Raw genomic sequence first — 19,908 nt, forward strand, 5'->3', positions numbered from 1 at the left:
CCCAAATCGCTGGCTTGCAGCTCCCGCGTTCGGCAGCAAAGCTCCAGCATCGCCGCCAAATCGTCAAGAGTGGCAGGTCCAGCGAAATCTCGGCGCGAACGCCTGGACGCAAGCAGCGCTGCAAGGTGAGGGGCGCGTGATGAACCTTTGCTCGGTAGTGCAATACGCTGACCGCTCCATTCGATGGGCGTGTAGGCCGTAGGCCGCTCTTTGGGCCGTGGATTGCCTAGATCAAGCCACGTAGGCATTGACCTCGTCATAGGTCTCCCGATACTTGTTGCACCCACGACAGTTCCAGCACGGAGTATTTGCTTTGTGGCAACTGTGCGCCCAAGCAAGCATCTCGGAAGGCAAAGCCGATTGGCGGATCAGTTCTGCGGTCGACAATCCAATGGCGGGAGCCTCAACCTGTAGCCCGCCTTCTTGCATGCCCAGCAGCTGATCCATAGCGTCGATGAACTCGCATGTTCCATCCACGTGAGTTCCATCAGAGCGAACCGTACCGATTAGCAGCTTCTTCACCCCGAGGCTGATGCACTTCATCGCGGCGAAGGTGAGCAGCATCTGGTTGCGGTAGGGCCACCAGTCGCTGGCTGGCGCTGCGGCATCTGGCGCGGAGTTCGCCATGTCGCCCGAGCCAAGGGAGCTGCAGTCGATGTGCAGGATGTGATGCTCGATTCCCAGTTGAGCGCACACAGCGGCAGAAGCCCTTTTCTCTGCCTCTGCCGCCTTCTGCCCGTAGTCGATTGTGATTGCTACGTCTGGCCGCTTCCACCAGGCGACCGCTAGAGAGTCCATGCCTCCGGACAATAACAACGCCGTTTTCATGACTCGACGGACCTCCAGAGTGCTGCATAAATTGCAGTGGTGAAATTGCCGTAAATTTCGCAGCCCGTGCCCTCCATCATCTTGAGGCTCTCGGCGCCGACCTGGACCTCGCTGTAGATTACGACAGGCTTGTTCAAGCTGCGCGCATATCCGATTTCGAACACTGTTCCAGGATCCAGACCATCCACGGCTGCAAAAACCAGGTCGCAGTCCTTGATCGCCTGGATGTCCAGGGGTACGACGTCCGCTGCCGTACCCAGTCCGATATCGTGGAAGGGCGAAAGGACGTGCAGGCCAGTTGTCTGCAACAGCATTCGGGCCTCTTCGATCAACCAGATCTGCGCGAGGTGGAAGAAAGGTCCAGCCAGATACACCTTTTTTGGTGTGATGGGCAACGAGCTGCTCGCGGTGCGGATGGGGGGGTAATGCGATGCCTCTAGCGCCGCAAAGGTGGCGAACCCCTTGGTGTCGACGTAGTAGGCGGTGGCGCGAGACGCGAAGTCGGCAGCGATGGCGGGAGGGAGTTTTTGCTCCATCCAAGCTTGCGCAAAATAGGCAACGAAGCAGTCGCCCGAGCCAATCTTCCAGACGTTATTGGTGCGGTAGGCGGGCACTTGGCAGGCGTTTCCATTCGCCCAGACAAGTGCACCGTTTGCGCCCTGCTTGATGATCACAACTTCGGCGTGCTGCTCCTGCGCAATCTTGTGAGCACAGGCTTGCGCATCACCTTGCGGGAGTTCAGCCATTTGCCTGGCTTCCCAACTGTTGAGAACAAGGGCAAGGTGCTTTGCTGTCGAGCCGTTGGCACTAAATGCAACTGGGGCACCTTGGTTTTGAGGGTCATAAACAGCCCACTGTGCGTGTACGACCGCGTCGCCTTCTAGCATGCCAAAGCGCACGACCTTGTCTTGTTGGATCTGTAGCGGCGGCTCCTTGGCATCCGAGGAGGGAACATTGGAGATGCGTGGATCTGCCAGATCGTGCAGATATGAGAACGCGACTGTTCGTTGAATGGTCTTTGTGTGGACACTCAGCTTGTATGCCGCTGCGACCATTTCCAAGTAGCTCTGCGACTTAGGGCTGGTATAGGTATGAAAGACAACTTCCGTGGCACACGTGGCGATAGCGGCTGCAGCTCGACCGCCTGAGCCGAAAGTTTCATCCCATGCTGGCCGTGTACATCGTTCTTCGTAGAAGCCACCGACCACATGAATTGCCATCAGATGGGCTCCACGAATACGTTCACTTGACCATTGTTGATCAACCGCACTGTGGCTTTGTAGTGTGTGCCAGCCAAGAGACACTCACGTAGGCGCTGTACCCGGTTGTGCAACAGGCCACCGACGATCTGGCCTGTTTGGGTCACCACCTGTATTTCCTGAGCAGCTGATCCCGTAGCAATTTGAACGCTCAGCTGCATTCCCACATTGAGCGTCGCGAGGACCGCCGCATTGGGGGAAGTAATCCGGGTTTCAAATCGCAGCAAATCGCAAGCAATTTGGTCATCAGCCACCGCGCCACCACCACCACCGCTAGAGCCAGACATGTACACCTCCCTTGTAGGAATTCCAATACTACCTACGATGGTGAGAAATGTAACGAGCTAAGTGCGTTGCAAGCCTTTGTTCCGACGCGTGTTGGAGACGTGTCAATAAGTTGCTGGCAGATCCCTGTGAGTTCAAATGTCGGTGACCCGTGACTCGCTTAACTTCATTTGTCCAAACGGCTTGTACCTATCGGTCCCTTGCGCACGGCGCAGCGCCTTCTCCAGGTTGTGTCGTGAGGCGGTGCAATCACTTGATGCTCAAGTCTCGATCAAGTTCTACTGCGTCGGGCAACCATGACGCACGGATCAAGCGATAGCGGTCGAGTCGGCTAGTACGGCACGGGAGAATCATCGAGTTCCAAGCATGCGAATTGCGACGTTCTCACGCGCCTCCAAGCTCGGATTTTTGTGCTCACTCGCGCAGGGTTAGCGCGACTGCCTTGTGGCGTCTCTGTTTGGCACGATCGCATTGGTCAGCAACCAAAAGCGCGCTTGAAAGAATCTGCTGAACTGTATTGCTATGCCGAATAGTTGCTACTTTCACGCCTTCAAATGGTCGCTTGCGTAGGGCGGGGCTTCTGGCTCTGGCGGCATCTGCCAGAACAATGCTCAGATTGATGCAAGTATCGAGAGCGCTTGATTCTTCATCGAACCAAACCACCATGAGTCCGCTCTTTATCAGTCCAGCGTTTTGGGTACCCTCCCGGGGGCTGGGGATGCGACGTTCAAGGTCAAGGATGAAGCGGGTTTGTCGATAGCCGGAACTATCTTCAGTAGTGACACGGACGCATAAACCGCGTTTTGTCCGCCGGCAGTTTGGGTCTCTGTAGAGCCAAGTGAGAACCTCGTCGTCAATCGTCGTCGGAAGCTCGAAAAAAGTGACCGCACTTGCGCCACCAATGCCGCCGTAGGGATTCCAGAAGTCCCACCGAACGTTGAGTTCTTTCCCGTTGACACTCAACGTGTCAACTGGACGTGCAAGCAGGTCCGCGAATTTTGCTAACTGATCGTCGAACGGAGCATTGATTTCTCTGTACTCCTCTGCAGGCTCTTCAGTTGTCTCTGTAGCTTTCTCGCCTACCAATTTTCCTTTGATGGTACGTTTCCCAGGAAGCTGCCTGCCATCAATTCCGCTCCATGGGCCAGGAGTGAGATGGCGGCGTTTCTTCGGTCGCTGTTCTACAAGATCGCTTTGGAAAGGCCTGTTTACAGTTGAACGAGCCAGATCAGGGAATCGGTCTTTCAGCGCTGCGATCGCGGGCAGGTCTGCTGCAGCGTTGCCATAGCCGCTAGGTGACTCAAGGATCTCATTGTTGTCGGCTGCTGGACCGATGTTGAAGCCACGGGGCGAAGGCGGTTCGCCGGGCGCTTCGTGCGGGCTTTCAGGGTATTCAGTTAACGGTGGGGCGGTGTGCAGGTGACGCCCGCCCTCCCGATAGAGGTCCAAAACAGACCAATGCGGTGCCAAGTCTGAGGACGTGATGTGAGTAAGTAGTAGGGCGTTCTCGAGCTGTAAAACGAGGCCCGTAACGGAGAGTGGCCTGGCGAATGGGGGCCATACCTCAAGGGGGTACGAACCGGTCGGGTCACGCATTCGAGCGCCGGCTATGCGCTTGAACACCCGTTCCCCGGCCTTAAGCGCATCTGGCTCCTTGAGTAGAGCCAGTAGATAGGGACCTTCATCATCGCTCCATTGGCGCCGAATCTCCAAGCGCACCGGGTGGGATCCTAGATCTGTGTTTTTGGGGTTGTACAAATAGCGCTCTGGGCGCATTAACTTTTCCGTTGTCACAGCGTCTATCAGAGCAGATGACACTGCCCAAAAGAACAAAAACAACGTCGAGCATGGTATGAAAACTTCGGGGGCGTGCGAGGTCCCCATCACTCTGATGAGGTGCGAGTCGTATTCCGGAGTTTTCACAAGAGGCGCTGTAAGCGTCCGCAACTCAAGAGACGAACGCGTGGTCAGCTCAGTGTTACTTAGCCTCAGATCGAGTGCCAGTGTGCGCAGTCTTAATGAGGCCGAGGGTTGCGCTGCCCAGATCGTTCCATCAGTGCTGTCGATCTCTGCGCCAATGTGCAGAAGCGGCATGTGAGCCAGGGAAACTAAGACGTGCGCAGTACGTCGTTCATCCTTGGGTACTCCGGCCAACACGAAGAAGGTGTGAATACCCAGCGCGCTGGCTGCTTGGGGTAGCTGTGCGAGGTTACCGAACCAAATGACTCGCCAACGACCAGGGGGGAGGGGAAGTGGAAAGCTGTACTTTTTTTCCAAGGCATCTATGCGCTTCCCCGCGCGAACACGGTGTTAGCGGCATAGGGTCTGAAATTTTCTCACAGTAAAACCTCGCAAATAATCATCCCAATTCGCATTTAACGGCAACTTCGTAAATTGCGGTCCAGATGTCACCTTGGGCAGGTCGGCGGGGGCGAGGTTGACGGTGATCCGCTTGTTGTGGGGGAACTCCAGCCCCGCGTTCTGCAGTGCCGACCGCACGCGCTCGCGCGCTTCCTTCACTTCCACTTCGGCAAGGCCCACCAGGGTGAAGCTGGGCAGGCCGTTGGCCAGGTGCACTTCGACAGTGACGGACGGCGCCTGCAGCCCCAGAAGGGCGCGGCTTTGCACCAAAGCAAGACTCATGAAGCGATTCCTCCCCAGATGGGTGCGTTTTATGGCGTTCCCGCGCGGGCCCTTGGCGCCATGCACCAATAGCGTGCGTATGGCCGTGGCACGGTGCTGATGCTCACTGTACCGGGGATCGTTGTAACGCGAAGCAACGGCGCGCGCGGATGTATTGCGCCGCGTGGCACGGTCCGTGCTTAAAGCGCTCGTCCCTACTTTGTCCAACCGGAGGAAACATGACCCGCGCCATCATCAAGACCCTGGGCGTTGCCCTTGCAGCATCCCTTCCCCTGCTGGCCAGCGCCCAGCTCACCGGCAACGTCAGCCTGACCACCAACTACAAGTTCCGTGGCCAGGACCAGGACGCCTCCAAGGCCAAGGCCCTCAAGCCCGCGCTGCAAGGCGGTTTTGACTATGCCTTCGGCGAATCCGGCTGGTACGTGGGTAACTGGAATTCCAGCGTGGACTGGCTGGCCAACAACTCGCTCGAAGCCGACCTGTACGGCGGCTACAAGTTCAAGGCCGGCGGCGCCGACCTGGATCTGGGCGCGCTGACCTACATCTACCCCGGCAATGCCAACGGCAACACCACCGAGCTGTATGGCGCGGCCACCATGGGCCCCTTCACCGCCAAGTATTCGCACACCATCTCCAAGGACTACTTCGGCTGGGCCGGCGCCAAGTCCGGCTCGGGCCTGAAGGGCCGCAACACCGGCTACCTGAACCTGGCGTTCGCCCAGGAAGTGGCTCCCAGCGTCACCCTGAAGGCCTCGGTGGGCTTCACCCGCTTCGCCAGCGACATCAAGGACCTGGGCGTGCCCAACTACATGGACTACAGCGTGGGCGGCGCGTATGACTTCGGCAGCGGCCTGTCGCTGGGCGCCGCCGTGGTGGGCGCCAACAAGAAGGCCTTCTTCGGCCACGTCAACAAGTCGCGCGTGATCGTCACGCTCACCAAAACCCTGTAAGCAAGTCTCGATGGGCGCCGGGTGCGCCCATCGTCGGAGGAACCAAAATGAAAATGGTGACAGCCATCATCAAGCCCTTCAAGCTCGACGAGGTGCGTGAAGCACTCTCGGACATCGGCGTGCAAGGCATCACGGTGACCGAGGTCAAGGGCTTCGGCCGCCAGAAGGGCCACACCGAGCTGTACCGCGGCGCGGAGTACGTGGTCGACTTCCTGCCCAAGGTCAAGATCGAAGCCGCCGTGGCGGATGACCTCGTGGACCGCGTGATCGAGTCCATCGAAAGCGCCGCGCGCACCGGCAAGATCGGCGACGGCAAGATCTTCGTGACCCACCTGGAGCAGGTGGTGCGCATCCGCACTGGCGAAACCGGCAAGGAAGCCCTGTAAGGGCCCGGCCGCATCACACCCAAGAAGAGAAACGCCATGAAAAAACTGCTTGCTTCCTTCATTCTGGGGCTGGGCCTGCTGACCATGGGCAACCTGTCCCTGGCCCAGGCGCCCGCCGCCTCCGAGCCGGCCGCCGCCGCGCCCGCTGCGGCGGCCGCTCCCGCCGCTGAAGCCCCTGCGGCTGCCCCTGCTCCCGCGACCGCCGCTGCAGCCGCTGCACCGGCCGCCGCCGCCGAAGCCCCCGCTCCGGTCCCCAACAAGGGCGACACCGCCTGGATGATGACCTCCACCATCCTCGTGATCCTGATGGTCCTGCCCGGCCTGGCGCTGTTCTACGGCGGCCTGGTGCGCAGCAAGAACATGCTGTCCGTGCTGATGCAGGTGATGGTCACGTTCTCGCTGATCGTGGTGCTGTGGTTCATCTACGGCTACAGCCTGGCCTTCACCGAGGGCGGCGCCTTCATCGGCGGCTTCGACCGGCTGTTCATGAAGGGCATCTGGGACAACGCCGCCGGCACGTTCGCCAACGCCGCCACCTTCAGCAAGGGTGTCGTGATTCCGGAAGTGGTGTTCGCCGCCTTCCAGGCCACGTTCGCCGGCATCACCTGCGCCCTGATCGTCGGTGCGTTCGCAGAGCGCATCAAGTTCAGCGCCGTCATGATGTTCATGGTGCTGTGGTTCACCTTCAGCTACCTGCCGATCGCCCACATGGTGTGGTTCTGGATGGGCCCTGACGCATACGCCTCCAAGGAAGTGGCCGACGCCATGACCGGCAAGGCCGGCCAGATCTGGCAGTGGGGCGCGCTGGACTTCGCCGGCGGTACCGTGGTGCACATCAACGCCGCCGTGGCGGGCCTGGTGGGCGCGTTCATGGTGGGCAAGCGCATCGGCTACGGCAAGGAAGCCATGGCGCCCCACAGCCTGACGCTGACCATGGTCGGTGCCTCGCTGCTGTGGGTGGGCTGGTTCGGCTTCAACGCCGGCTCCGCCCTGGAAGCCAACGGCTTTGCCGCCCTGGCCTTCATCAACACGCTGGTGGCCACCGCCGCCGCCGTGCTGGCATGGTCCATCGGTGAAGCGCTGATGCGCGGCAAGGCGTCGATGCTGGGTGCCGCGTCGGGTGCCGTGGCCGGCCTCGTGGCCATCACGCCCGCTGCCGGCAACGTCGGCATCGGCGGTGCGCTGGTGATCGGCCTCGTGGGCGGCTTCGCCTGCCTGTGGGGTGTGAACGGCCTCAAGAAGCTGCTGGGCGCGGACGACTCGCTCGACGTGTTCGGCGTGCACGGCATCGGCGGCATCGTGGGTGCCCTGCTGACCGGCGTGTTCAATGCGCCTGGCCTGGGTGGCCCCGGCTACGTGGCCGACTGGGTGACCGCCACCATGGTGACCTCCGCCGACTACTCCATCGCCGCCCAGGTGTGGACCCAGACCAAGGCCGTGCTGCTGACCATCGTGTGGTCGGGCGTGGTCTCCTTCGTGGCCTACAAGATCGTCGACCTGACGGTGGGCCTGCGTGTCTCGGAAGAAGACGAACGCGAAGGCCTGGACATCACCTCGCACGGCGAAACAGCGTACAACCGCTGAAGCAGGCCGGTGCGCCCGACGCGCCGCGGTGTCTGGTGGCACTGTGGCGTCGCAACAAGAACAAGCGAGTCGCTCCTTTGGTTGTTGAACCCGCCGGCAACGGCGGGTTTTTTTCGTACCGGGCGGGGGGACTCGCTTGTCTGCATTCTGTTCTGGCATGCACGCCCAGAGCACACGTCCGCAGACATCCCTCCCGGCGGTCCCGAGCCATTTGCACGCGCGCTGTTCAAAAAATTCACGCGCTCTCCGCGTGGCGCCGGACATCGCTGGAGCTACGATGCAATGCATGGACCTCGCCCTTGCCCAGATCGCCGACCGTGTGCGCACCGCCGCCGCCGACCAGACCCCCTTGCGCATCCGGGGCGGGGGCACCAAGGACTTCCATGGCCTGGCGCTGCATGGCGAGGTGCTCGACACCCGCGTGCTGCGCGGCATCGTGAGCTACGAGCCCAGCGAACTGGTCGTCACCGTGCGCGCGGGCACCCCGCTGGCCGAGCTGGAGGCCACGCTGGCCGAACAGGGCCAGTGCCTGCCCTTCGAGCCCCCGCACTTCGCCAAGACCCCGCCGGATGCCGCCACCGTGGGCGGCATGGTGGCGGCCGGCCTGTCGGGGCCGGCCCGCGCCAGCGTGGGCGCGGTGCGCGACTATGTGCTGGGGGTCACGCTGCTCAACGGCCGGGCCGAGCTGCTGAGCTTTGGTGGGCAGGTGATGAAGAACGTGGCGGGCTATGACGTGTCGCGCCTCATGGCCGGCGCCTGGGGCACGCTGGGCCTGCTCACCGAGGTCAGCCTCAAGGTGCTGCCGGTGGCCCCGGCCGAGGCCACGCTGCGCTTCGAATGCAACCAGGCCGATGCCTTGCGCAAGCTGCACGCCTGGGGCGGCCAGCCCCTGCCGCTCAACGCGAGCTGCTGGGTGCAGGACACGGGCGCGGGCACCCTCTACGTGCGCCTGCGCGGGGCCGTGGCCGCCGTCGAGGCCGCCTGCCGCACCATGGGCGGGGCCCGGCTGGACAATGCGGCCGTGGCGCCCGACTGGAGCGCCTGCCGCGAACAGACCCTGCCCTGGTTCAGCGACCGCGCCCAGCGCCCCGGCCACGCGCTGTGGCGCCTGTCCCTGCCGCCCACGGCCCCCGTGCTCCAACTGCCTGCGGCGGCCCAGCCGCTCATCGAATGGCACGGCGCCCTGCGCTGGGTGCAGGCGCCGGAAGCGGCGGGCGATGCCCTGCGCGAGGCAGCACGCGCGGTGGGCGGAAGTGCTTCTGTTTTCATAGCTTCCAGCGCAGGTGCATCAAGCGGTAGCGGCCAGTTTGGCTTGAAATCCAGTGCGCTGGAGCAGATCCACGCGCGCCTCAAGCACAGCTTCGACCCCGCGGGCATCTTCAACCCCGGGCGCATGGCCCGCGCCTGGTAAGCCACGCGCCAGCCTGCGGCACCCATGCGACGCCTGCGCCATCTCACCGGACACCACCGCACGGTGGCGAGCAACCGCGTGCTGGGCCTGCTGCTGGCCTTCAATGCGGGCGCGGTCAATGCCGGGGGGTTCCTGGTGGTGCACCTGTACACCTCGCACATGACCGGCTTTGTCTCGATGCTGGCCGACAACCTCGTGCTGGGCAACATGGCCCTGGTGCTGGGCGCGGTGGGGGCGCTGCTGGCCTTCGTCAGCGGCGCGGCCACCACGGCCGTCATGGTCAACTGGGCGCGCCAGCGCAAACTGCACAGCAGCTATGCGCTGCCGCTGCTGGTGGTGGCGGTGCTCATGCTGGTGTTCGGCCTGGTGGGCGCCATCACGCTCAACTGGCGCACGCCGTTCGCCGTGCCCACCACGGTGCTGCTGCTGTCGTTCATCATGGGCCTGCAGAACGCCACGGTGACCAAGATGTCCTCGTCCCAGATCCGCACCACGCACATGACCGGCGTGGTGACCGACCTGGGCATCGAGCTGGGCAAGATGCTCTACTGGAACCGCACCGGCACCGCGCCGGAATCCCAGGTGCGCGCCAACCAGGCCCGGCTGCGGCTGTTCGCGGGACTCGTGGCGATGTTCCTCGTGGGAGGCGTTGCCGGGGCCGCGGGCTTCAAGCACGTGGGCTTCGTGTTCGTGGTGCCGCTGGCGCTGGTGCTGCTGGGGCTGTCGCTGCCCCCCTTGTGGGCCGACCGCGCGCGCCTGCGCCACCCCTTGCGCAAGGCGCTGCCGCTGGAGCCGCCGCTCACTCCGCCGCCCGCGCTCTGAGCGTTTCCGGCCCTGTTTTACCTTCCCCTGTCCAGGCATGCTCCATGCAAACCCAACTCGCCCCTGAATACCGCGCCCGCGCCGATGGCCTGGAGGCCGAGGCCATCCTGCGCAAATGCGTGCACTGCGGCTTCTGCACCGCCACCTGCCCCACCTACCAGCTGCTGGGCGACGAGCTCGACGGCCCGCGCGGCCGCATCTACCTCATCAAGCAGGTGCTCGAGGGCGCCGAGCCCACGCGCAAGACCCAGATGCACCTGGACCGGTGCCTGACCTGCCGCAACTGCGAAAGCACCTGCCCGAGCGGCGTGCAATATGGTCATCTGGTCGATATCGGCCGCAAGATCGTCGATGAGAAAGTCGCCCGCCCGGTGGGCGAGAAGGCCTTGCGCTGGGCGCTGAAGGAGGGCCTGCCTTCGCCCCTGTTCGCCCCCGCCATGAAGGCCGGGCAACTGGTGCGCGGCCTGCTGCCCGCATCCCTCAAGGCCAAGGTGCCCGCGCCCCAAAATGCCGGCGCCTGGCCCGTGCGCGAACATGCGCGCAAGGTGCTTTTGCTGGCCGGCTGCGTGCAGCCGGCCATGATGCCCAACATCAACACCGCCACCGCCCGCGTGCTCGACGCCGTGGGCATCCAGACCGTGGTCGCGCCCAAGGCGGGCTGCTGCGGTGCCGTCAAGTTCCACCTCAACGACCAGGACGGCGGCAAGGCCGAGATGCGCGCCAACATCGACGCCTGGTGGCCGCTGGTGGAGCAGGGCGGGGTGGAAGCCATCGTCATGAACGCCTCGGGCTGCGGCGTCACCGTCAAGGAATACGGCCACATCCTCAAGGACGACGCGCAGTACGCCGCCAGGGCCGAACGCATCAGCGCGCTCACGCGCGACCTGTCGGAGCTGCTGCCGGCCCTGCTGCCCGAGCTGGCCGACAAGCTGGCGGGCCGCGCCCAGCCCGCCGCCGACGTGCTGTACGCCTACCATCCGCCGTGCACGCTGCAGCACGGCCAGAAGCTGCGCGGCGGGGTGGAAACTCAGCTTGCGCGCCTGGGGTTCCGGCTGCGCGCGGCGCGCAACGAGGCCCACCTGTGCTGCGGCTCGGCGGGCACGTATTCGGTGCTCAACCCGGACCTGGCGTACCAGCTGCGCGACCGCAAGCTCGGCGTGCTCGGCGAGGCGTTCGGCGACCAGCCCCCGGACGTGATCCTGTCGGCCAACATCGGCTGCATCACCCATTTGCAAAGCGGCACCGGCACGCCGGTGCGCCACTGGATCGAGGTGCTGGACGAAGCCCTGGCCTGACAAGGGGATGCCGCCGCTGGCGGGCTTTTCTCCAACGCTGGCATGATTGAGGGTTTTGTTGCCCTCTCCCTCACCCATTCGCACCGCCATGACCGACTCCGTGCCCGCACAAGAACAACCGAGCGCAGCCCCTGCCACACCGCTGGCGGCGCCTGTTTCGGCCGCACCGGCCGAGGTGGCTGCCGCCGCTCCCGGGGCGTCCGCCGCCGCCGCTGCCGGAGCACCCCAGCAGCGCGCGGGCGGATCACGCCGTGGCGGCCGCAACCGCCGCAAGCCCGAAGGGCGCCCGGCGCCAGAGGGCGGCGCCGAGGCCTCTGCCCCCGCACCTGCGGGCGCGCGCGCGCCGCAGCGTGTGCACCCCGCGCTGGAGCAGCTGGCGGGACTCTACCCGCACCTGTTCGGCGCGGTGTTCCGCCCGCTCAAGCGCGGCATCTTCCAGGACCTGCTGGCCGCGCACCCCGAGGTGTTCGAGCGCGAGGCGCTCAAGGTGGCGCTGGGCATCCACACCCGCTCCACGCGCTACCTGCAAAGCGTGGCGGCGGGCGACCGGCGCCATGACCTCTCGGGCCAGCCCGTGGAGGACATGGCCCCCGAGCACGTGCACCATGCGCTGCTGGAGGTCTATCGCCGCAAGAAGGCCCGTGCCACCGAGGACCTGCTGCCCAAGCTGCGCAACCGCATGATGGCCGCGTTCGAGGCCTCGGGGCTCACGCGCGAGGCCTACACCGAGCTGGTGCAGGGCCGCGACGAAGCCGCCAACGCCATCCTCGAAGAGGCCTTTGCCGAATGGTCGGCGCGCAACGCCAAGGACGAGGCCCTGCTGCGCGCGTTCGAGGCCAGCGGCCAGACACTGGAGGCCTTTGCCGACATGTACGGCCTGGTGCCCCGCACCGTGGGCCAGCAGCTCGAGCGCGCTCGCCGCCTCGCCGCCGCGCGGGTGCAGGCCGCGGCGGCCGCGGCCGTGGCCGCCATCGCACCGGCCCCGCAAGACGCCTGACGCGAGAGGCTCGCCCGTGCCGGCGGCACCTTCCAGGCTGATCTTCCTGCCCGGCGTGGGGGGCGACCCCGCGTTCTGGCAACCGGTCTCGTCGGCCATGCCGCTGCCCGCCGCGCGCGTGCTGCTCGGCTGGCCCTGGCGCGATGCAGGAGCCGGCGCGGGGCTGGCGCTGGACGAGGCCGGTGGCATGCAGGATCTGGTCGATGCGGTCACGCCGCACATGGACCGGCCCTGCGCGCTGGTCGCGCAGTCCCTGGGCGGCGTGGTGGCCCTGCTCGCCGCCCTCGAGCGGCCCGACCACCTGACCCACCTGGTGCTCGTGGCCACGTCGGGCGGCGTGCCCATGGACGACCTGCATCCCCACGACTGGCGGCCCGATTTCCTGCGCGCCAACCCCGCGTTTCCGCCGTGGATGGCCCAGGCGCGGTGGGATCTGTCGGCCCGGCTGGCGTCGGTGCGCGCACCCGCCCTTTTGCTGTGGGGCGACAGGGACCCCATCAGCCCTGTGGCCGTGGGGCGGCGCCTGTGCGGCCTGCTGCCGGGCGCGCGCATGCACGTGCTGCCAGGCGGTGCCCACGACCTGGCCCGCACGCACGCCGGGGCCGTGGCCGGGCACATCCACCGCCATCTGCGGGGCGGCGCCTCAGGGGATGCCGGACAGGGCGCTTCGCAGAACGCCTAGAATCCCGCTGCGGCCCGGTTCATGGGTTGCCGTAAGCGTTTACGTCAATCAACGTGCCAACCAACGCCGGCCTTGCCGGGGTGGTGGCCTCTTTCCTGTCCCGGCGCGGCCCGCGCCGCGTGGGCGGGCGGGGGCGGCACCTTGTCTGACCGGCTGCTTTCTGGAACTGCAATGAACCACTCTTCGTCGCCCACCCCACCGCCTTCCCCCAGGACCTCCTGGGGCCTGCGCAAGCTGCCCGCGCGGTCTGCGGCCTGGGTCATGCCCCTGCTGCTGTCGCTGCTCATGACCTTCATCGTGTCGCTGATCAGCACCGTGCGCGTGGTGGGCTTCTCGCTGGATCTTCCCCGCCTGTGGATGAGCTCCTGGGCACTGTCCTGGCTCGTCGCCTTCCCCACGCTGCTGCTGGTGCTGCCCGTGGTGCGCCGGGTGACGGCCGCCATCGTGGAGCCGCAGGGCTGAGGCCCCCCGGGGCAGGCTGCTGACACGGTGTGTCAGCAGCCTGCCGCCCGGCCCCCAGCGCGTTGCGCACGCTACTGACATCAGGCTGTCAGCAGCGGGTCCGCACCATCGGTCCTCGCAGCTGCACACCACCGATCGATCCATCGATCCCCTTCACAGACAAGAGAGGACCAGCCCATGACCACACCCACCACCGTCCAGATTCCCGCCTTCAGCGTGGCCGGCATTGCCGTCCGCACGCGCAACAGCGACGAGATGAACCCCGCCATCGCGCGCCTCGGGGGCCTGTGGGACCGCTTCTTCAGCCAGAGCTGGGAGCGCAAGTTGCCTGGCCGCGACAGCGATGGCCGCATCTTCGGCGTCTACAGCGGCTACGAATCCAACGAACACGGCGCCTTCGACGTGACCGCCGGCGTGGCCACGGCCGACCCGGAACTGGCCCAGGCGGTGCCCGGAGCCGCCCGCGTGGACATCCAGGCGGGCGACTACCTCGTCTTCACCGGCCACGGCGACATGCCCCAGATGGTGATCGACACCTGGGTCCGCATCTGGCGCTACTTCGCCGAGAACCCGCAGGTGCAGCGCCGTTTCGGCACCGATTTCGAGGCCTACGAGGGCCCGGACAGCGTGGCCATCCACGTCGGCGTGAAGCCGTAGCGCCACCGGCCTGCCGATGGCGGCGCACCCCGCCCAGCCGCCACGCGCAGCGCCTTGGCGTTGGTGCATGATGCTATATGTTCAATAGCTTCCCGCGCTGATGGCATGAGCGGTGCAAGCCAGGAATACCCACAAGATGTCCCCTTTCATCCATGCGCCGCGCTGACCGCCTTTTCCAGATCGTCCAGCTCATCCGGGGGCGGCGCCTGTCCACGGCGGCGTTCCTGGCCGAGCGGCTCGAGGTGTCTCCGCGCACCATCTACCGCGACGTGGCGGACCTGCAGCACCAGGGCGTGCCCATTGAGGGCGAGGCCGGCGTGGGCTACCGGCTGGGCGCCGGCTTCGAGCTGCCGCCGCTGATGTTCAGCCAGGGCGAGGCCAACGCGCTGGTGGCGGCCGCGCGGCTGGCGCAGGCCTGGCTGGACGCGGGGCTCGCGCGCGAGGTGGAAGGGGCCCTGGGCAAGATCCTGTCGGTGCTGCCGCCGGCCGCGCGCGCGGCGGCCGAGGCGCAGGCGCTGTATGCGCCGTCCGTGGGGCTGGACCCCCGGGCGCAGGCCACCCTGCAGGCCCTGCGCGAGGCGGTGCACAGCCGCCACGTGGTGCAGATCGACTACGCCGACGTGCACGGCCGCCCCAGCCTGCGCCGCCTGCGGCCGCTGGGGTGCTTCTACTGGGGCAAGGTCTGGACGCTGTCGGCCTGGTGCGAGCTGCGCAACGACTTCCGGGGCTTTCGCATCGACCGCATCGTGGACCTTGTGGTGCTGGAGGAGCAGTTTCGCCAGGAGCCCGGCAAGACGCTGGCCGACATGCTGCGCAAGGTGGAGGCGGAGATGGCCTCGCGGCCGCCCGAATGGCCGCCCGCGCCGACGCCCGGGCTGACGGCCTGAAGGCCTTCGGGCCCTGGGCCGCGCCGGCCCGCCAGGCATCAGCCGCGCCGGGCCGCCTCGATCGTGGCGATGTCGATTTTTTTCATCCCCATCATGGCTTCGAACGCGCGCGCGGCCGCCGCCTTGTCGGGACCGGTGACCGCGGCCGTCAGGGCCCGGGGCGTGATCTGCCACGACAGGCCCCAGCGGTCCTTGCACCAGCCGCAGGCGCTTTCCTGGCCGCCATTTCCGACAATCGCATTCCACAGACGATCGGTTTCGGCCTGGCCGTCGGTCGCCACCTGGAACGAGAAAGCCTCGCTGTGCCGGAAGGCGGGGCCTCCGTTCAGGCCCAGGCAGGGGATGCCCATCACCGTGAACTCGACCGTCAGGACGTCGCCCTGCCGGCCCGAGGGAAAGTCCCCGGGCGCCCGGTGGACCGCGCCCACGGCGCTGTCCGGAAACGTCTCGGCATAGAACTTCGCGGCATCCAGCGCGGTGCCGTCGTACCACAGACATACCGTGTTCTTGCTGACCATCTTGGTGCTCCTTGGGGGCGGGACAGCGCAGTAGCCTCTCACATCTGGCGGCAGGCTGCAATGCGCGCGAGGGGCCTTGGGTGGCGGGGCATTGGTGGTGCGGCGGCTTCTTGATGCTATTAGAAAAATAGCTATTTGCGCAGATTCGATAAGCGCTGATGGGACTTTGAGCTACAGATGCCCGGCCTGGAAGACGGCCCTCGCATGGGGCGCCAGGGCCGCGGGCCTGGGGTGCGGCGGTCCTGGCACCATGGTGCAACGAATTGCTACGCACCGGGATTTGCATGCGGTTTCGGGACGCTCGATCAAGGATTCCGGCACCCCCAGGGCAATCCGGGCCGGCGCCGTCGCCGTCGCGCAAGATCCGCTGCCGCGCCTGGGGCGCATGGCGGCCGCGAACCCGTCGTGCCCACCGGCGCCACGGCCTCCCTGGCGGCCGACCAGGCCGGCAATGCGCGGTACCTGGGCGCCGCCCGCGTGGCACCCGGGCACGCCGTGGTGCATGAAGGAGGCTGCGGGGCGCTGGCGCCCGCGCGACTGGGGCTGGTGGTGGAGCCGCGGGTCCTGGTGGCCGGGACGGTGGTGCGGCGTGTGGCGTGGCTGCGGCCGCTGTTCGGGTTGCCGGGCGGGCGCGGGCGCGTTCCGAAGACAATGCCAGCATGCAGCCCCGCTCCCATGCCCCTGGCGTCCAGCCCGTGATCCGGCCGGCGACCGATGCCGACAGCCACGCCGGCCTGGCCCGCGTGTGGCGCAGGGCCTGGCGTTCCGCCAACCCCTCGGTGAGGCCCGTGGCTCCGCCCGGCCACTGGGAGGCGCGGGTGCGCGCGGAATTCGGTCCGCCGTGTGCGGTGCTGGTGCGTGCGGTGGGGCCGGAGGTCACGGCGTTCCTGGTGCTGGACGTGGGCGGCGCGCATCTGCACCAGCTGTTCGTGGACCCCGCATGCCAGAGTCGGGGCGTGGGGGCCGAAATGCTGCAGCAGGTGATCCGCCTGTGCCCGGGCGGCTGGACCCTGCACGTGGCCACGGGCAACCACGGCGCGCGCCGCTTCTATGCGCGCCATGGCCTGGTGGAGGGGCCGGTCGATACCCATCCGGCCACGGGCCGCGAGCGGGTGCTGTGCCGCTGGGCGCCTGCGGCGGCAGCGGCAGCAGGCTGAGCGCGGCCTCAGGCCGCGAGGGCCGCCTCGATGTCGCCCGCCAGCTTCTTGGGCGCGTCCTGCGGCGCATAGCGGCGGATCACGCGGCCGTCCTTGCCAACCAGGAACTTGGTGAAATTCCATTTGATCGCCTTGCTGCCCAGCAGGCCGGGCGCTTCGGCGGCGAGCCACTGGTACAGGGGCGACGCGTTGGCACCGTTCACATCGATCTTGGCCATCATCGGAAAGCTCACGCCGTAGTTGAGCTGGCAGAAGCTCGCGATCTCGTCGTTGCTGCCCGGGTCCTGGCTGCCGAACTGGTTGCAGGGAAAGCCCAGCACCACCAGGCCCTGGCCGCCGTACTGCTTGTGCAGCTCTTCCAGGCCCCCGAACTGGGGCGTGAAGCCGCAGGCGCTGGCGGTGTTCACGATGAGCAGCACTTTGTCCTTGTATTGCGACAAGGGCACGGTCTGGCCGTTCATCTGCTGGGCTTCAAAGTCGTAGATGCTGTCGGGCATGGCGCATGCTCCTGAAGGTGGAAGACTGTGCATGGTAGGGGTTGCGCCCCTTTTCTGCTTTTCGCCCTGGCGGTTCAGGGGGTGCTGGGGCCTGCCCTGCGGAACTGCAGCGCGGCGAGCAGGGACGCCAGCAGGATCATCGCCCCGCCCAGCACGGTGCGCGTGTTCAAGGCCGAGGCGCCCAGCAGCGCGGAAGACACGCTGGCGAACATCACCTCCGACAGCATTACCAGCGCCGTGGTGCCGGCCGCCAGGCGCGCGGCGCCGAACTGCAGCGCCCAGTTGCCCAGCATCAGCACGCCGGCCAGCAGCAGGCCGGTGACGACCCAGGTGCTGTTGGGGGCGGGGAAGGGCTCGACCACGCCCACCTGCAGCCCGAGGCCAGCCACGGCCAGCGCCATGAGCATGCAGCCGCCGAACATGGTGGCCATGCGCGCCGGCCCGGGCACGGCGTGCAGGCGGCGCAGGGTGACGTTGGTGAGCGCGAACATGAAACCGCCCAGCAGGGCCAGCGCGTCGGCCAGGCTGAGGTTCTGCAGCAGCCGGGCGGCGGGCGCGCCCTCGGGCAGCAGCACCAGCACCACGCCGGCGAAGGCCAGGGCCAGGCGCAGCAGTGCCGAGGGCGTGGGGCGTTCGCCCAGGATCCGCCAGGCCAGCAGCACGGCCCAGGCGGGCATCAGATAGAACAGCAGGATCACGCGCACCACGTCGCCGATGGTCACGGCCCAGTTGAAGGCCACGTTGTTCAGTCCCGAGGCCAGCGCCAGGAGCCACAGCTGCGGATGTTCGCGCACCTGCCGCAGGATGCCCGGGCGCCAGGCCATGAGCGCGAGCAGCACCACGGCGTACATGCAGGCCGTGGCCCACAGCGGATGCAGCCCCGCCTGGTGCATGTGCTGGAACGGCCACCACGCCAGGCCCCAGACGAGGGCGTTGAACAGCAGGGCGGCAAAGGGCAGGGGAGATTGCATCGAGAATAAAAATAGGCTCTAGCGCTTGATGGATAAGCGTCAATAGCTATCGATTATGTAGCAATTTGCGCAAGTGAGGCGGCGCCAAAAACTGGCACGCTTCCCCGCCAGTGCACCCGTGGAACTGGCTCTGCCAGGCCACTGGGTGCGTCCCCCTCCGGGGGAAGCGGCGCAGCCGCTCAGGGGGGCAACTCAATGATGCGTATCGTGCCGCGCAATGTGCAGCAGGTGGTTCACTTCGTCGCGGTAGTTGATGCAGTTGCGCTGGTGCCAGCGGCGGATGATCCACATGATCCCGGCCACCACGAGGCCGAAGGTGATGATCGCGCCAAACACCGACAGGCCCAGCTTGAGCGACAGGCTGTAGAACGCGCCCAGCGCCAGGATGCACGCGTTTTCGTTGAAGTTCTGCACGGCAATCGACCGGCCCGCACCCATGAGGTTGTGGCCCCGGTGTTGCAGCAGTGCATTCATGGGCACCACCAGGTAGCCGCCCAGGCCGCCCAGCAGGATGAGGAAGGGGATCGCCAGCCAGATGTTGTTGATGAACACCATCAGGATCAGCAGCAGCCCCATGGCGATGCCCAGCGGAATCACCTTGGTGGCCATGTCCAGGCGCATGCGCATCGAAGCCACTACCGCCCCCACGGCCGTACCGATGGCCACCACGCCAGTGAGGGCCGATGCCTGCGTGGTGTTGTAGGCCAGTGCGGCACCGGCCCAGGCCAGCACGATGAACTTGAGGTTGGCTCCCGCGCCCCAGAACAGGGTGGTGGTGGCCAGCGAGATCTGGCCGAGCTTGTCGCGCCACAGGCGACCGTTGCAGGCCCAGAAGTCGGGCAGCAGGCTCAGCGCGTTGGAGAACACGCTGCGCGCGGGGTCGGCGCGCAGGGGGCGCATTTCCACGCCGGTGTGCGGGATGCGGGTGTTGAACCAGGCCGCCAGCGCATACACCGCGATCAGCGCGGCGATGGCGGACTCGGCGGGGGTGTCCACACCCGTGTCGATCATCGGCAGGTCGAAGCCCAGCAGCATGCCCGACAGGTGCTGCCCCACGAGCTGCCCGCCGAACAGCACGCCCAGGATGATGGACGCGATGGTGAGTCCCTCGATCCAGCCATTGGCCTTGACCAATTGCGAGGCGGGAAGGAGTTCCGTGAGGATGCCGTATTTGGCGGGCGAGTAGGCCGCGGCGCCCAGACCCACCACCGCATAGGCGATGAGCGGGTGCGAACCGAACAGCATCATCAGGCAGCCCACCACCTTGATGGCGTTGCTGACGAACATGACCTTGCCCTTGGGCAGGGCGTCGGCAAAGGCGCCGACGAAGGGCGCCAGCACCACATAGAACAGCGCGAACATGGGCACCAGGGCGGCGCGCTGCCACTCGGGAGCGCCTTCTGTGCGCAAAAGCTCCACGGCGGCCACGAAAAGTGCATTGTCGGCCAGCGAGCTGAAAAACTGCGCCGACATGATGGTGTAGAAACCGCGCTTCATCGAATGGCTGGTGGCTGCATCAGTTCGGCTGATGCCCTGTTAAATGTGGGGACCCTGGCAAGTGACGGACGGTTATATCACGCGGATAAACGGCCACGGTGCCAGAATCCTGCGCGTATT

General features: G+C 66.1%; 21 protein-coding genes and 1 pseudogene. 13 read left to right on the forward strand and 9 right to left on the reverse strand.

The features are described 5' to 3' along the window. Positions 1-231: 231 nt before the first annotated feature. From AC07OC_RS12930 to AC07OC_RS12950, 5 genes and pseudogenes are all read right to left on the reverse strand, one after another. Positions 232-828 (reverse strand): 7-cyano-7-deazaguanine synthase, encoded by a 597-nt coding sequence (locus tag AC07OC_RS12930; RefSeq protein WP_494601376.1) that lies wholly within the window; start codon positions 826-828, stop codon positions 232-234. Beyond that, positions 825-2,048: a PfkB family carbohydrate kinase gene (locus tag AC07OC_RS12935; RefSeq protein ID WP_494601378.1), complete on the reverse strand. Its 1,224-nt coding sequence runs from the start codon at positions 2,046-2,048 to the stop codon at positions 825-827. Before AC07OC_RS12935 ends, AC07OC_RS12930 begins: the two co-directional genes overlap by 4 nt. After that, entirely contained in the window at positions 2,048-2,374 is a 327-nt protein-coding gene (locus AC07OC_RS12940; protein ID WP_494601380.1) for a hypothetical protein, read from the reverse strand. Before AC07OC_RS12940 ends, AC07OC_RS12935 begins: the two co-directional genes overlap by 1 nt. Positions 2,375-2,786: 412 nt before the next feature. Then, on the reverse strand, positions 2,787-4,466 hold the full coding sequence (locus AC07OC_RS12945; protein ID WP_494601382.1) for a hypothetical protein: 1,680 nt from the start codon (positions 4,464-4,466) through the stop codon (positions 2,787-2,789). A 318-nt stretch (positions 4,467-4,784) separates the two neighbouring features. Continuing rightward, positions 4,785-5,015: pseudogene (locus tag AC07OC_RS12950) on the reverse strand (magnesium chelatase domain-containing protein); the annotation flags it as partial. 218 nt (positions 5,016-5,233) lie between these two features. On the opposite strand from AC07OC_RS12950, the gene AC07OC_RS12955 reads away from it, so the two are divergent. From AC07OC_RS12955 to AC07OC_RS13005, 11 genes are all read left to right on the forward strand, one after another. Continuing rightward, complete coding sequence (locus AC07OC_RS12955; RefSeq protein WP_218296613.1) at positions 5,234-5,965, forward strand: TorF family putative porin; 732 nt, start codon at positions 5,234-5,236, stop codon at positions 5,963-5,965. Between the two features lie 47 nt (positions 5,966-6,012). Further along, the gene (gene glnK, locus AC07OC_RS12960; RefSeq protein ID WP_010466918.1) at positions 6,013-6,351 is read left to right on the forward strand and encodes a P-II family nitrogen regulator; all 339 of its coding nucleotides are present in this window, start codon (positions 6,013-6,015) and stop codon (positions 6,349-6,351) included. Between the two features lie 36 nt (positions 6,352-6,387). Beyond that, positions 6,388-7,935 carry an ammonium transporter gene (gene amt, locus AC07OC_RS12965; RefSeq protein WP_218339157.1) on the forward strand — a complete coding sequence of 516 codons (1,548 nt, stop codon included), beginning with the start codon at positions 6,388-6,390 and terminating at the stop codon, positions 7,933-7,935. 277 nt (positions 7,936-8,212) lie between these two features. Further along, positions 8,213-9,346: a glycolate oxidase subunit GlcE gene (gene glcE / locus AC07OC_RS12970; RefSeq protein WP_218339156.1), complete on the forward strand. Its 1,134-nt coding sequence runs from the start codon at positions 8,213-8,215 to the stop codon at positions 9,344-9,346. Positions 9,347-9,370: 24 nt separating this feature from the next. After that, positions 9,371-10,168 carry a YoaK family protein gene (locus AC07OC_RS12975; RefSeq protein WP_218296616.1) on the forward strand — a complete coding sequence of 266 codons (798 nt, stop codon included), beginning with the start codon at positions 9,371-9,373 and terminating at the stop codon, positions 10,166-10,168. 44 nt (positions 10,169-10,212) lie between these two features. Beyond that, positions 10,213-11,463, forward strand: a complete 1,251-nt coding sequence (gene glcF / locus AC07OC_RS12980; RefSeq protein ID WP_218296617.1) for a glycolate oxidase subunit GlcF — start codon at positions 10,213-10,215, stop codon at positions 11,461-11,463. A gap of 88 nt (positions 11,464-11,551) precedes the next feature. Continuing rightward, complete coding sequence (locus AC07OC_RS12985; RefSeq protein ID WP_218339155.1) at positions 11,552-12,460, forward strand: ProQ/FINO family protein; 909 nt, start codon at positions 11,552-11,554, stop codon at positions 12,458-12,460. A 16-nt stretch (positions 12,461-12,476) separates the two neighbouring features. Beyond that, positions 12,477-13,142: an alpha/beta fold hydrolase gene (locus AC07OC_RS12990; protein ID WP_370627741.1), complete on the forward strand. Its 666-nt coding sequence runs from the start codon at positions 12,477-12,479 to the stop codon at positions 13,140-13,142. A 171-nt stretch (positions 13,143-13,313) separates the two neighbouring features. Further along, the gene (locus tag AC07OC_RS12995; RefSeq protein ID WP_218339154.1) at positions 13,314-13,604 is read left to right on the forward strand and encodes a DUF2798 domain-containing protein; all 291 of its coding nucleotides are present in this window, start codon (positions 13,314-13,316) and stop codon (positions 13,602-13,604) included. A gap of 177 nt (positions 13,605-13,781) precedes the next feature. Next, on the forward strand, positions 13,782-14,261 hold the full coding sequence (locus tag AC07OC_RS13000; RefSeq protein ID WP_218296620.1) for a GyrI-like domain-containing protein: 480 nt from the start codon (positions 13,782-13,784) through the stop codon (positions 14,259-14,261). A 152-nt stretch (positions 14,262-14,413) separates the two neighbouring features. Beyond that, positions 14,414-15,148, forward strand: coding sequence for a helix-turn-helix transcriptional regulator (locus tag AC07OC_RS13005; RefSeq protein WP_218296621.1), 735 nt, complete (start codon positions 14,414-14,416; stop codon positions 15,146-15,148). 38 nt (positions 15,149-15,186) lie between these two features. On the opposite strand, the gene AC07OC_RS13010 is transcribed toward AC07OC_RS13005, so the two are convergent. Beyond that, positions 15,187-15,666 (reverse strand): VOC family protein, encoded by a 480-nt coding sequence (locus AC07OC_RS13010; protein ID WP_218339153.1) that lies wholly within the window; start codon positions 15,664-15,666, stop codon positions 15,187-15,189. 405 nt (positions 15,667-16,071) lie between these two features. Here AC07OC_RS13010 and AC07OC_RS13015 point away from each other — a divergent pair, with 405 nt between their 5' ends. Both AC07OC_RS13015 and AC07OC_RS13020 read left to right on the forward strand, forming a co-directional pair. Further along, the gene (locus AC07OC_RS13015) at positions 16,072-16,365 is read left to right on the forward strand and encodes a hypothetical protein (RefSeq protein ID WP_255590920.1); all 294 of its coding nucleotides are present in this window, start codon (positions 16,072-16,074) and stop codon (positions 16,363-16,365) included. After that, a complete protein-coding gene (locus AC07OC_RS13020) occupies positions 16,326-16,823 on the forward strand; it encodes a GNAT family N-acetyltransferase (RefSeq protein WP_218339152.1) in 498 nt (165 codons plus the stop codon). Before AC07OC_RS13015 ends, AC07OC_RS13020 begins: the two co-directional genes overlap by 40 nt. A gap of 8 nt (positions 16,824-16,831) precedes the next feature. Here the strand turns inward: AC07OC_RS13020 and AC07OC_RS13025 are convergent, their stop codons facing one another. From AC07OC_RS13025 to lplT, 3 genes are all read right to left on the reverse strand, one after another. Further along, the gene (locus tag AC07OC_RS13025; RefSeq protein ID WP_218296623.1) at positions 16,832-17,320 is read right to left on the reverse strand and encodes a glutathione peroxidase; all 489 of its coding nucleotides are present in this window, start codon (positions 17,318-17,320) and stop codon (positions 16,832-16,834) included. Between the two features lie 74 nt (positions 17,321-17,394). Next, entirely contained in the window at positions 17,395-18,291 is an 897-nt protein-coding gene (locus AC07OC_RS13030) for a DMT family transporter (RefSeq protein WP_218339151.1), read from the reverse strand. Positions 18,292-18,483: 192 nt separating this feature from the next. After that, a complete protein-coding gene (gene lplT, locus AC07OC_RS13035; protein WP_218339150.1) occupies positions 18,484-19,788 on the reverse strand; it encodes a lysophospholipid transporter LplT in 1,305 nt (434 codons plus the stop codon). Positions 19,789-19,908: the final 120 nt, after the last annotated feature.

The organism is Acidovorax sp. GW821-FHT10E04 (genome assembly GCF_059415185.1).